The sequence below is a fragment of the Mammaliicoccus sp. JADD-157 genome (genome assembly GCF_049310805.1).
Lineage (GTDB): Bacteria > Bacillota > Bacilli > Staphylococcales > Staphylococcaceae > Mammaliicoccus > Mammaliicoccus lentus.
This window is the reverse complement of record NZ_JBMOVZ010000001.1, coordinates 119,579-133,184: the sequence shown is the minus strand read 5'-3', so window position 1 is coordinate 133,184 and position 13,606 is coordinate 119,579. Positions and strand designations below refer to the sequence as shown.

Sequence of the window (13,606 nt, the reverse complement as noted above, 5' to 3'; positions counted from 1 at the left end):
TAATGTATTCTAATGTGCTAAAATCGATTTCATTATAAAGAAAAGGAAGTGAAGGTTATGGTGAGTGAACCACTAATTTCAGCAACTATTTTATTTGCACTAATTGTTTTAGGAGAAATCATCTCTTATTTAACTAAAGCGCGTGTTCCAATGTTATTAACAGCAATGGTCAGTTATTTGTTATTAACATGGGCCGGAGTATTACCTGAGAAAATTTTAGATAACGCCATATTACCTTCGCTTGGTGCGCTTGTTATTGGGCCAGTTATTATGCATATGGGAACAATGATGCCGTTACACATTCTAAAATCACAGTGGAAAGCTGTTGTGATTTCCGTATTCGGTATTATCGGTTCTACAACATTAATTCTTGTTTTTGTAACATTAATGTTCGATTTTCGTACAGCAGCTTCTGGTGTAGGTCCGATTGCAGGTGGTATTGTTGCCCTACTTATCACTGTTGAAAAATTACAAGACTTAGGTTTAGCTAATTTAATTGTATTACCCGCAATTGTTCAAGCATTACAAGGCGTAATTGGTATGCCTCTAAGTGCTGTATTAATGAAACGATATTCACGTTATTATCTTAAAAACCGTGAACATGATAAAAATGTCGCAACAATTTCTAACAAAGATAAAACTAAAAAAGAAAATATTTTCAACAAAAATCCTTTGTTACAAAACAATGTCATTAGATTGTTTATTATGTTCTTCTTAGCAAGTCTTGCTTTTATTATTGGCAGTGTTACGGGTATTCACTATACACTTCTCAGCTTATTATTCGGAGTTATAGGTCTGAAAATTGGCTTATTCGAAGAAAAAGAAATGCAGCATAACCAATCATTCACTATTATGATGGTTACAATTATTTTAATTGTTATCGGTTCAATGGGTGGTATCAAACCTCATGATCTATGGACGCACCTACCCGCTATTCTTTCTATTCTCATCATCGGTACAATTGGAATTCTAATCGGTGGTTATGTAGGAGCGAAATTAATTGGTTGGAGACCGGCTAAAGCGTTACCTGTTGCTTTAACAGCACTTTATGGTTTCCCGGGAGACTTCATTTTATGTGAAGAAGTAAGTCGCTCAGTAACAGACGATAAGGACGAACGTGAAGATGTATTTAACGAGTTACTAAGCCCAATGATTATCGGTGGATTCACGACGGTAACAGTAGCTTCTGTTATTCTGACGTCTATTCTTATGAACTTTATTTAATAATATAGGAGGAAAAAACATGATTATAAAAAATATAAATTTAATTGACGGGACAGGAAATGAAGTTCAACAAAATGTTGATATACAAGTCGAAAATGAAGTAATCACTAAAATTGGTCAAAATTTAAGTGGTGAAGATACGTTAGATGGTAAAGGACAATATTTATTGCCTGGTATGATAGATAGCCACGTACATGTGATGCTAGAAATGGAACCACTTGAAAACCGTTTATCTACTCCATTTTCATATAATTTCTATAAAGCAATGGATCATTTAAAACGCACAGTTGATGCTGGTGTAACAACAGTTCGAGATGCATTAGGTGCGGATTTAGGCGTAAAAGAAGCTGTCAATGACGGGTTAGTGTTAGGACCTCGCTTACAAATTAGTGTGAACGCATTAACTATTACAGGAGGTCATGGTGATAGCTATACTAAATCTGGTATCCAACTACCAATTTTACAAGATGGATATCCAGGTATGCCAAATGGAATTTGTGACGGTGTACAGGAAGTACGTAAAAAAGCTCGTGAAATGTTAAGAGCTGGAGCAGATGTGCTTAAAGTACATGCAACAGGTGGTGTAACAAGTGCTACCGATCATCCAGACTACACACAATTTTCATTAGAAGAATTAAAAGTTATTGTAGAAGAAGCACAATTTAGAAATAATCGTAAAGTAATGGCGCACGCTCAAGGTTTAGAAGGCGTTAAACAATGTATTGAAGCGGGTATCCATTCAATTGAACATGGAATCTATTTAGACGATGAAGCTGTTAAACTCATGAAAGAAAAAGATATGTATCTTGTTCCAACACTACTCGCTCCACTTTCAGTTATTGAATTCGCAACTGAATTAGGTATGAGTGAAAACTCAATCAATAAATCAAAACAAGTTATGCAAGATCATATCGACAGTTTCAAAAAAGCACATCAAGCAGGTGTTAAAATCGCGATGGGCACAGATGCAGGTGTATTCAAACACGGTACAAACCTTAGAGAGTTAGAGCTTATGGTTGAGCACGGTATGACTGAAATGGAAGCAATCGTATCATCCACTAAAGTTGCTGCAGAATGTTTAGGATACGATGATGAACTCGGTACAATCGAAGAAGGTAAAAAAGCCGACTTTATTTTACTAGAACAAAACCCATTAGAGGATATCGCAGTATTGAGAGATCCAAACAAGATTAAAGTCGTAGCTATAGACGGTAAAATTGTAAAAGACGTTAGAGCATAATTAGAACATAAAAAAACTGACCTCAATTTGAATATGAGGTCAGTTTTTTTAGTTTTGCATCCAATGAAAAGATAAACAATACCGACATGTATATGATCACAAAAATTTATACACTTAATGAAAAAACCGCTAATTTTTCTGAATTATGTTAATATTATAATTACTCGATAGTAATTTTAGACCCTTTATAAACTTAATTTTTTTGATAATTTATTTAGAAAAAGGTGTATTCTTATGACGAAGTTATTAAATATTATAATTACAATCATTACTTTCTTATTAATAGCTTGTACGCCATCTCTTTTTGAAAATCAACAATTCAATATTTCGAAATATATTAGAACAGTTAAAAAAACATCTTCTTATATATTCCATCCTCAAGATATTACTTTTACAAATAAAATTTCTAATATAGATAGAAATCTATTCCCTTTTTTTATTGAGCCATTAATCAACTCATTGATTATATTGTTTTCTTCACTCATAATAGCATTTATCTTTTCATTTATTTTTACTTACCTGCTATATTCTAACAAATTTATTAAAAGATATTATGTAAAATTAAATACATTTTTATCTATAATTCCTGATATTTTTTATATTCCTTTCGCTATCTCACTAGTTGTAATTTTTTATCAATATACAGATATTTTGTTGTTTAATATAGCTGATGATTATCAAAATAAAGCTATAGTCTTTCCTATTTTGGTATTATCGATAATTCCTTTTGTAAATAGTAGTACTTATTTAAACTCTATTTTAGACGATGAATCAAATTCTAATTATATTCAATTTTCTAAATCTAAAGGGTTAACCAAAAAAGAGTTGTTTTATCACCATATTTTGAGAAATTTAACCATTTCCTATCTTATCAACTTTAAACACATAATATGGATTACACTTTCAAGTTTGTTGTTGTTAGAAAGAATTTTTAACATACATGGTCTGTCTTCTTTTATTTTTGACTACGGCGATCCTGAAGTGTTATTTGTAACATTTATCTTAATTTACATACCTATTTCGCTTTCTTTATTATTTATAGAAAAGATAATAACTAGAATGACAGGCATTCAAGGGGGATTATGATGAAAAGAATATATACACTATTAATTTTATTATTAATACCCGCTTGTGTAAGTATAGTTTATTTTGACATTTTAAAAATCACACCAAAAACTATAAATTTTCTTTATAATTCAAATGGCGAAATTATAAAGAGTTCTCCATTTCCACCGAGTCTTCATGCTTTATTTGGTGTTGATAGTGGATCTAAAAATATGCTGTTCGAAGTTTTATCAGGCTATAGAATAACTTTATTTTTAATAATAATTATAGCTTCATTATCTATGTTAATATCTATTTTTATTGGTACTTATTTAGCTTTTAACAATAAAAATATTGGTTTTTATAAATATTTTTCTAATGCCTTGTTTTATATACCTCAAACAATTTTAGCTTATATTTTATTACAACCTTTACTCTATGAAACAATTGATGGATTTTCTACTAGTTTTAGTTATAGAGCTCTTTATAATATTATAATACTAATTATTTTAATGACGCCTACAACAACAATATTGATAAAAGATGCTACATTATACATTTTAAATAAAGAATTTATAAGTGTTGCTTATACAATTAGTCCTAGCAATTTTCATATATTTTTTAAACATGTCTTACCAAATGTCACAACACAATATTTTATTGTTTTTTTACGAATTTCATTCCAAACTTTGTTAGTTATGACTCATTTAGCATTTTTTAAAATATTTTTTGGAGGAACTAAAGTTTGCTACGGACCTGCTTGTGAAATAACAGAGCGGCCTAGTATTAATGAATTAAGTAGTCTTCTAGGATTTCATTCAAACGAATTAACAACAAACTGGTGGACTTTTTACGCGCCATTAATAGCAATATTATACATTTTTATTATCATTAATTTATTATCTAAAGAACTAACTTATAGATTTCAACTTTATAAATAAAATATATAATCTATACAGATTTTGTAAAGTGCTGACGCCTAGGGAAATAGTATGTGTGAGAGACTACAGGCTCGAGCCATACCCCAGGCAAGCATGCACTTTCAAAATCATATATAAAATTCTCCCAATCCATTGGACTGGGAGAATTTATTTGAATTAGCAATCTATGTTCCAAAATTTCAATTTTTGGATATCATTTTTTATATTACATTCACCTTATAACTTGTCTCGCTTTTATACGTTTTTCCTTTTTTTAATATAGATGATGCTTTTTCACCATATAAATGGATGTCATCAGGAATGGATTGGGCTTCTAATGTAAAGCCTCCGTGTTCGACTATACTATTTTTACTGTCATTCCAGTCTACTTCGTTTAATGTAAATAGAACAACAACGTCATTATCTGTCGTCATACTAACTTCCATTTCTCCATTTGTTACTGTGAATGTATCCTCATTTATTTTGATTGGGTGGTCAATACCATTATATTTCTTTATTTGGTCCAAGCCACTTTCGAATATATCTTTAAAAGATAAATATTTTTTATCAATCGTTTCATTAAGATTTACTGTTTTTTCATTTTCAACAATTTGTTTATCATTCAATGTGTACATTTGAAGATTTTCATTTTTAATTTCGTGATTATCAATTCTTTGTTCAACGTTATTTAAATTAAAATATACGTGATTCATTGGATTAAATAATGTATCCTCTGTACTAGTAGCTTCGTAATTAATCGTCCACTCCATTTTTGATAAATCGTAACGATGGAAGACTTTAATTTGAATATCACCTGGGAAATGATCATTTTTTGATAACAGTTCAGCATTATATATGATAGTGACCGCTTCATCTTCATTTATAATTTCATAATCACAAATTTGAGTATGTAATCCGTTAGAACCACCGTGTAAATTATGCTCCGAGTCATTTTGTTCTAATTCATACATTTGATTGTTTAACTCAAACTTTCCACCATCAATTCTGCCACCGTATCTACCGATAGTAGCACCAAAGAAATATGGATTTTCTTCATAATATTGAATTAAGTCATCTTGTGCATCCGGCCCTAATACAATAGATTTGCCATTAACTTTCCAATCGACTATTCTCATACCAAAGTTCGTGAATTTTATTTCTGAATAATCATCATAAATTGTTATTAAATCAATATTTTTATCTTTATCTAAAGTTTCAATATTAAAAGCCATTACCTTACCCCTATTCTTTATATGATAACGTTTACTTACTATAAATTTTAACATAACATATAAAACAAATCTGGTTTAAGTTATACTTCTTAATAAAGAAAAAATAATTTAATTACTCAATGCAAAATCAATATATTCTTAAGGGAGAAAATTTTCATGTCTAAAAATTTTAGTCTTCTTCACCTTATATGGTATGTATTATTAACTTCATTATTAATTTCTTTTTCAAGTGTTATCGGTAATTTCTTTCATGAACAAAATTTATTATCTTGGAATATGACTGTATTAGTACAAGGTGTTGTCTTTTCATTAGCAACATTAATAACATTATTCATTATTTCAAGAAAAAATAAAGATATATTAAAATCTTTATTATTAACTCAATTTAAATTTACTAAATATACATTAGTGGCTATTTTAACGCCTTTTGTATTAGTTGTTTTAGGGTTATTATCTGCTTATCAGCTTGGATTAATTAGAGACATTCAGTTCAATTTATCTTCTGGAGTTATCTCAGCTATATTATTAAATATTGTTACTGCTTTTTTATATGAAGCATTTCCTGAAGAAGTTTTTATACGTGGTTTAGTATTAAACGAGTTAAGTAAAAAATTCCGTTTTATCGTTACAATATTTCTTCAACCAATATTATTTGTTTGTATAGCAACGTTCTCAACAACAGTAACGAGCTTCGTCCTAAATAAATCTCTAGATATAAATATATCTTACGTTATTCTTATATTTACATTTGGTATTGCATTACAGTTATACAAATACTGTAGTGGCTCACTTTGGGTTAACATACTATTTCACCTTGTTTACTTAGGCGTTACAAGGTATATAGCTTCAAATGGAACGAACCCAAAATACCCTAACCTCATCTCTTTTAAAGAAGATATTCCTGGAATAATGATTATCTATTTATCCTTTGGCTGGGTTATTATTGGCAGTATATTAGTATTATCAATCCTCGCTTTAGTTAAGAGAAAGAGATCTAAAATCTAATTATTTAGCGTTACAAATAAATTAGGCTGAGACATTTATTAATGTCTCAGCCTGATTATTTTAAGAACAATTTCTCATACCTAACTCATTTTATTCATAACGTATATAAGTTACTGTCGTATTTAAATATTCTTCAAATCCGTTAATACCATCTGCGCCACCTAATCCTGATTGACGCCATCCTGCATGATAACCTACAATTGCTTCTTCTGCTTCACAATTAACATATACTTCTCCGAATTTTAATCTTTCACTTGCTAACATTGCTTCTTTTAGGTTTTCAGTAAATATATAAGAAGAAAGACCATATTCAGTATTGTTCGCTTCATCTATGGCTTCGTCGAAAGCGTCATAACTAACAATCGGTAATACTGGTCCAAAGATTTCTTCTTTCATCGCTACAGAATCTTTAGATAAATTCGTTAACACTGTTGGTTCATAGAAGAATCCTTTACGATCTATTATGTTACCACCTAATTCTACTTTCGCACCTTCTTTAATAGCAGTTTGTACCTTGTCATCCACTGCTGATAATTGTTTTTGGTTAATCATTGAACCCATCGTTGTTTCTTTATCATTAGGGTTTCCAGGGCGAACGTCTTTCATTTTACGCTTAACGATTTCTAAAAAGTCATTGAATACGTCTTTTTCAACATATATACGCTCAGGACATGTACATACTTGACCACTATTATTAATTCTTGCTTGTACAATGTATTCAGCAGCTTTTTCTAAATCTGCATTTTTCGTTACAATCGCTGGTGCTTTACCACCAAGTTCTAAGTTTACACCTTTAACATTACTAGCTGCATTCTCCATAACAGATTTTCCAGCACCGATACTGCCCGTAATAGAAATAAGATCTACATTTTTACTTTGAGATAGATAATTGCCGACATCTGAGCCAGTACCCGTTAAAATTTGAACAAGGCCATCTGGTATATCTGTTTCTTGGATATATTCAGCTATTTTGAAAGTTCCGAAAGGTGTTTCTTCACTTGGTTTTACAACAATAGAACAACCTGTAACAAGAGCCGGAATAAGCTTTCTCATTAATACAAATATTGGTGCGTTCCATGGAATAATACCGACAGTTGTCCCTACAGGTTTTTTAGTAAGAATAACAGTTTCATTTTCAACCTCACTTTGAAGAACCTCACCGTTATTCTTTCTAGCTAAACTACACATATATTTAATATATTCAATAGACTTATCAATTTCCCCAATCGCAGAACTATATATTTTACCTTGCTCTTCTACATAAATTTTAGCAAGTTCATCTTTGTTTTTCTCAAGTTTTTCAGCCAATGCCTCAACTATTTTTGCACGTTTAATAATATTAACCTTTTCCCATTCCAACTGAGCAGCATTAGCACCTTTAATAGCCTTCTCAGCATCATCCTCATTCGCTAAAGTCACTGTATCGATAACCTCTTCAGTCGCAGGGTTAATAACATCTAAATCTTCAGTAGATTTACTTTCAACAAACTGACCATTAATAAATAACTTATTCACAAAATGACCTCCCTTTTTATTAAATAATTCCCTTGAAAAGAATTAAGTAAACAAATATAGGGGATAGAATGTGAATGTACATTCTAATCAAAGAATATGTTAAATGATTGAATAATAATTCCTAAAACTACAAATAAAACAGCACCGTAAATTAAAGTATCAATATTTAGATCTTGAGCAAGAATAAAACCACCTATAGCTGCCCCAATTGAACTTCCTAAATAATTTAAGGAACTATTTAAAGCAACAGAAGCACCTCCATGTTCAGGGTGGTTTTTCAATAATATATGTTGTTGTGGAACTTGCGTAGCCCAGCCCATACAACCCCATAATAAAAATGGTAACAGACCAATTATAGGTAATTTAATTAAAAGAGGTATGAGTCCTATACTAAATGCCAGAATTATCAATATTATAAGTACTAATACTTTAGTATTTTTAAATTTATCAATTACTAGTCCAATACCAAAACTTCCAATTAACCCGCCAACACCCCATGTAGTTAAGAAAATAGTAATGTAATCTGATGAGAGTGATTCATTGATAACTTGAGACAAATAAGTATATAAACCTAAACTTGCTATTGAAGCACACATAGTTACTAATACAACTTTTAATACTTTTGGATTTATAAATAATTTAAATCTTTTTCTTAAACCTGGTACAGTTGGAACTTTAAACTTGGGAAATAATACATAAATACTTATAAACGCAATGAAACTTATAATTACTATAATCCCCATAGCAAATCTCCAATTCGTTAAATTTGAAATTTTTAACCCAACTGGGACTCCAATAACAGTACCAACGCTCATTCCTGCTATAATAAAAGCTAATGCTTTACCTTTATTTTTATGTTCTACTAAATATCCACCAGAACTTACTGCCATTGGTGAAAATAAGCCTGCTCCTAAACCTGCTATACCTCTCGATATTATGTATATATTGTAAGTAGTTGATACCATAGTCATAAGATTGGCTAAACCAAAAATTAACATCGCCAATAAAAGAATGTTTTTCACAGAATATTTAGCTAATATAGTTGAAAAAAGTGGAGCAGATAAAGCAAAGAATAACGTAAATACAGTCACGCCTTGACCAATTTCTGCATTATTTTTATCAAAACTTTTACTCATATCTGGTAATAATCCAGCAACAATATATGCATCCATACCTAAAGCAAACATACCTAATGTTAAGACCCAAATTTTCTTCATAAAACAACCTACCCTATCTTTTATATTTTTATTTATACATAGTTCTTCTAATGCTTTTAGCGTAGTATTATTTTTGAATTAGTGGAATAATGAATATATTAAAAGAGGGGTTACAATAAAGTTAACGGAGGACTATATGAACATTGAATATATAAATGATTTTATTAAAGTAGCTGAACAAAAAAGCCTTAGCAAAGCTTCTAACATACTTAATATAAGCACACCTGCGCTCAGTAAAAGAATTAAAAATATCGAAGAATATTTTGAATGTGAATTGTTTTATAGAACATCTCGCGGGATATTTTTAACTGAACAAGGAGAGTTAGTTTTAGGTAATTTAATTTCTTTAAAGAATGAAATTGAAACTTTAAAATCACAGTTAAGCAAAATTAATAAGTCGACTATAAATATTGGCTTATTACCTAGTTTTTCATTATATAAATGGTCCAATCAGAGTGAAAGCGCAATTAAAAATACACTATCCATAAAAATACAAAGCAATACTCAAGTGTTACTGAATGATTTATATAATGGAGATATTGAAGTCATCATTGGAGACATTACATCATTGAACAGCAAAGACTTACATACTAAAACATTATATCAAGAAAAATATATGGTCGTTTTTTCGAATGAAAGTCGTTTAAGCACATTGAAAAGTGTGAACATAAACATTTTGAAAAACGAAAATATTCTTACGTTATCCCCACCATGTGATACTTTATCTTTTATCCAACAAAACTTTTCTAATATTAAATTGAATATTGAATACAGAAATGATTTGGAATCTATATTGGCGAGCGTTAAAGCAGGTCATGGAATTACAATTATTCCACAATCTTTATCCATGAAAATTGAAAATATGAACCTTGAATCAATAGAATTAGAAGATTACTTAAGAGAAATTGGATTAATATCATATAATCAAAACGTGATAAAAAATGTGTATAGCATTATATCTGAATAACATAGAAAGAGTTTTGAATGATAAAAACACTTTTCATACTTTAATTAAAATTATTATTCGAGATACTTACTATAGAAATTCATTCATGATAACGTGATAATATAATATTATTTCTAGCGTTCCTTTTCCCATTTTTACTACAATTAATATGGTAATTTTTAATATTGTTGTTTCTAAAAGACAAAGCACATAATAAAAGGGCTTTGAAGTGATTTAGGATATCACAATGTTGCACGTGGCACTCGTCTTGCAACATTCTAACCCTTTATGTTGCACGTGATGTCTGTCTTGCAACATCCGTCCTCAAATCTTCCACCATCAAAAAACTCTCTTCTTTGTTTCCACTTTTCAGTGTCTACGTTGAAGAGAGCTTTCATTTTATTCATTATCTATTCTATACATTTGATTCCGCTGGTTCATTCATACGGTCATCTAAGTATAATTCGATTTCTTCTAGTGTTTTTCCTTTTGTTTCATATAATACATATTTAGAGAATAAGAATCCTATCACACATATACCCGCAAACATAAAGAATATATTACTTAATCCAATGCTTTGCATAAGTACTGGGAAGAATAACGCGACTACAATATTTCCTAACCAGTTAACCATTGATGCAATTCCTGTCGCCATCCCTCTTGCTTCACTTGGGAACAGTTCTCCTACTACAATCCAAGTAACTGCTGCCCAAGAATATGCATAAAATATGACATATACGCATATAAAAATAAATACGAGTGATATTGCCCACATATGTCCGTCATTTGTATATGGATAAATAATACCTACTAATAATAAGCATAGTCCCATTCCTATTGATCCGGACATAAATAATGTTTTTCTATTAAACTTATCTACAAATATCAATGTCACAATTGTTGCTAGCACGAAGACAACACCGACACCCACTGTTGAAATTACACCACTGATTGTTGATCCAAACACATCCCCAAGTATTTGTGATGAGTAGTAGAAAATTGTATTTGCACCTTGTATTTGTTGTAAAAATGTTACACAACAACCGACAAACACTGAAAATGTAACAGCTTTTGTAAGTTTGAATTTCTTCTGTTCTTTACTGATTGCTTCATTAATTTGTAATATTTCTCTATATTCTCTTTCTGCTTCACGTTCTGTTCTAATTTTCTTCAAATTACTTAATGCTAAATCTGTAAGTCCTTTTTTAATTAGGTATCTAGGTGATTCTGGTAAAATAAATGCGCCTATGAAGAGTACAATTGCTGGTACAACTGCGCCTCCTAGCATCCATCTCCAACCTTCAAAGACACCTATAAATGCATAGTTCACACCATAAGATATAAGCATACCGATTGTTATCATCAATTGGTTCAAACCAGATATTTTACCTCTAATGACTGGTGGAGATATTTCTCCCATGTACATTGGTACGAGAGCCGAAGCCGAACCAACTGAAATACCTAGTATAAATCTAGAAACAATTAATATTTCTGGATTCCCTGAAAAACCACAAGCTAATGATCCAACAGCGAAGATAATTGCTGTAATTAGAATCATCATTTTTCTGCCCCATTTATCAGCTAATGGCGCCATTGAAACTGCACCAATCATTGCACCTAAAAATAGTATTGAAGTAATTGTTCCTTCTAGTAATGGACTGATTTCCCATGTTTCTTTAATTCCTGGTAAAGCTCCGTTTATAATACCGATATCATATCCAAATAAAAATCCTCCGAAAGCACCAAATGCATATATTAAACCTGTCTTTGGCTTTTTATCTCCCATTTTCATTCCCCTTTGTTATTGAGATTTGAATTAAATTATCGAATTTGCCTAGTTAATTAACTTATATTCCAGGTTAAACAATGTTGCTAAAGTTACGATTTGTTCTTTTGTTAAGCTTAAAGATATGACTGTATGGTGACCGCCACCTTGAGTGATCCATTCTTTTATACCTTCATGAAAACCTGGTTTTACTTTCCAAATCACACGTGCAACTGGTAAATGAGGAGCCGCTTCTTCTGGAACAAAAGCTTCTACTTCATTGATTAACATTCTAAAATGAGTTCCCATATCTGAAATAGATACAATTACGCCCTCTCCAGCTTCTCCGTCAAATACTAATCTGGCTGGGTCATTTTTGCCTCCAATACCAAGTGGGTTTACAACAATTTTTGGTTTTGTTTTTGCTAAAGTAGGATCTACTTCTAACATATGTGAACCAAGTATTGCTTCACGTCCTGATCTCATTTCATATGTGTAATCTTCCATGAAACCTGTTTGCGTATTGTGAGACATCACTTTTAATAACCTATCTAAAGCTGCAGTTTTCCAATCTCCTTCTCCAGCAAAGCCATATCCCTGTTCATTCAATCTTTGAACTGCTAAGCCTGGTAATTGTTCCATGCCATATAAATCTTCAAAGTTAGTAGTAAATGCTGTATAACCACCTGTATCTAAAAATCGTTTAATGGCAATTTCATATTTGATTTGTTCTTTAACTGAACTTTCCCATTCGCTCACTTCATAGTCACCATAATCAAAGTCGTATAACGTTTTATATTCATCGAATAAGTTATTTACTTCTTGTTCAGAAACTTCATTAACAATTGATGTTAAGTCACCAATTCCGAAATAATCTACTGTCCAACCTAATTGAATTTGAGCTTCTATCTTATCGCCTTCTGTCACAGCAACATTTCTCATATTGTCTCCAAATCTCGCAACTTTGATATTGAAGCTTTCGTTGTATGCATATGCTACATTCATCCAGCGACTAATTTGTTCGTGTACTTCATCTTCTTCCCAATGACCAACGATTACTTCATTATTTTTCTTTAATCTTTCATTTATGTAACCATATTCTCTATCACCATGTGCTGATTGGTGTAAGTTCATGTAATCCATATCAATTGTGTCCCATGGAATATGATTATTAAATTGAGTAACAAAGTGTAGAAGCGGTTTTTGTAAAATTCGTGTACCTCTAATCCACATTTTTGCTGGAGAGAATGTATGCATCCATGTGATAACACCTTGTACTTCATCTTTGTAGTTAGCTTCTTTCATAACTGATGTAATTACATCTTGTGATATTGCTAACTCTTCTTTTAATTTAATTGGATAAGGTAAGTTTCCTTCTTTATTTAAAGTTTCTACAATTGTTTGAGCATTAGCTTTCACTTGATTTAATGCTTCGTCCCCATATAACTCTTGTGATCCTACAAAAAACCAAAATTCTTTTTGATTACTCATTTTTATT

11 protein-coding genes are annotated in these 13,606 nt (G+C 30.9%); 6 read left to right on the top strand and 5 right to left on the bottom strand.

Annotation, left to right across the window (positions count from 1 at the left end; translation table 11 throughout):
* Nucleotides 1-57 precede the first annotated feature (57 nt).
* The 4 genes from ACO6VN_RS00695 (at nucleotide 58) to ACO6VN_RS00680 (ending at nucleotide 4,449) form a co-directional block, all read left to right on the top strand.
* On the top strand, nucleotides 58-1,224 hold the full coding sequence (locus tag ACO6VN_RS00695) for a hypothetical protein (protein WP_216683266.1): 1,167 nt from the start codon (nucleotides 58-60) through the stop codon (nucleotides 1,222-1,224).
* A 19-nt stretch (nucleotides 1,225-1,243) separates the two neighbouring features.
* Nucleotides 1,244-2,464 carry an amidohydrolase family protein gene (locus ACO6VN_RS00690; RefSeq protein ID WP_422404100.1) on the top strand — a complete coding sequence of 407 codons (1,221 nt, stop codon included), beginning with the start codon at nucleotides 1,244-1,246 and terminating at the stop codon, nucleotides 2,462-2,464.
* Between the two features lie 234 nt (nucleotides 2,465-2,698).
* A complete protein-coding gene (locus ACO6VN_RS00685) occupies nucleotides 2,699-3,550 on the top strand; it encodes an ABC transporter permease subunit (protein WP_016999337.1) in 852 nt (283 codons plus the stop codon).
* Nucleotides 3,550-4,449, top strand: coding sequence for an ABC transporter permease subunit (locus ACO6VN_RS00680; RefSeq protein ID WP_064211234.1), 900 nt, complete (start codon nucleotides 3,550-3,552; stop codon nucleotides 4,447-4,449). Before ACO6VN_RS00685 ends, ACO6VN_RS00680 begins: the two co-directional genes overlap by 1 nt.
* A gap of 200 nt (nucleotides 4,450-4,649) precedes the next feature.
* Here the strand turns inward: ACO6VN_RS00680 and ACO6VN_RS00675 are convergent, their stop codons facing one another.
* On the bottom strand, nucleotides 4,650-5,660 hold the full coding sequence (locus ACO6VN_RS00675) for a hypothetical protein (RefSeq protein WP_422404099.1): 1,011 nt from the start codon (nucleotides 5,658-5,660) through the stop codon (nucleotides 4,650-4,652).
* A gap of 156 nt (nucleotides 5,661-5,816) precedes the next feature.
* On the opposite strand from ACO6VN_RS00675, the gene ACO6VN_RS00670 reads away from it, so the two are divergent.
* Complete coding sequence (locus tag ACO6VN_RS00670; RefSeq protein ID WP_422404098.1) at nucleotides 5,817-6,665, top strand: CPBP family intramembrane glutamic endopeptidase; 849 nt, start codon at nucleotides 5,817-5,819, stop codon at nucleotides 6,663-6,665.
* Between the two features lie 90 nt (nucleotides 6,666-6,755).
* Here the strand turns inward: ACO6VN_RS00670 and aldA are convergent, their stop codons facing one another.
* Nucleotides 6,756-8,180, bottom strand: a complete 1,425-nt coding sequence (gene aldA, locus ACO6VN_RS00665) for an aldehyde dehydrogenase (RefSeq protein WP_422404097.1) — start codon at nucleotides 8,178-8,180, stop codon at nucleotides 6,756-6,758.
* Between the two features lie 83 nt (nucleotides 8,181-8,263).
* Complete coding sequence (locus ACO6VN_RS00660; RefSeq protein ID WP_422404096.1) at nucleotides 8,264-9,397, bottom strand: MFS transporter; 1,134 nt, start codon at nucleotides 9,395-9,397, stop codon at nucleotides 8,264-8,266.
* A gap of 136 nt (nucleotides 9,398-9,533) precedes the next feature.
* On the opposite strand from ACO6VN_RS00660, the gene ACO6VN_RS00655 reads away from it, so the two are divergent.
* A complete protein-coding gene (locus tag ACO6VN_RS00655) occupies nucleotides 9,534-10,364 on the top strand; it encodes a LysR family transcriptional regulator (RefSeq protein WP_231051445.1) in 831 nt (276 codons plus the stop codon).
* Between the two features lie 394 nt (nucleotides 10,365-10,758).
* Here the strand turns inward: ACO6VN_RS00655 and ACO6VN_RS00650 are convergent, their stop codons facing one another.
* Nucleotides 10,759-12,129, bottom strand: coding sequence for a sugar porter family MFS transporter (locus ACO6VN_RS00650; RefSeq protein ID WP_016999332.1), 1,371 nt, complete (start codon nucleotides 12,127-12,129; stop codon nucleotides 10,759-10,761).
* A gap of 48 nt (nucleotides 12,130-12,177) precedes the next feature.
* The gene (gene araA, locus ACO6VN_RS00645) at nucleotides 12,178-13,599 is read right to left on the bottom strand and encodes an L-arabinose isomerase (protein ID WP_422404095.1); all 1,422 of its coding nucleotides are present in this window, start codon (nucleotides 13,597-13,599) and stop codon (nucleotides 12,178-12,180) included.
* Between the last annotated feature and the right edge of the window lie 7 nt (nucleotides 13,600-13,606).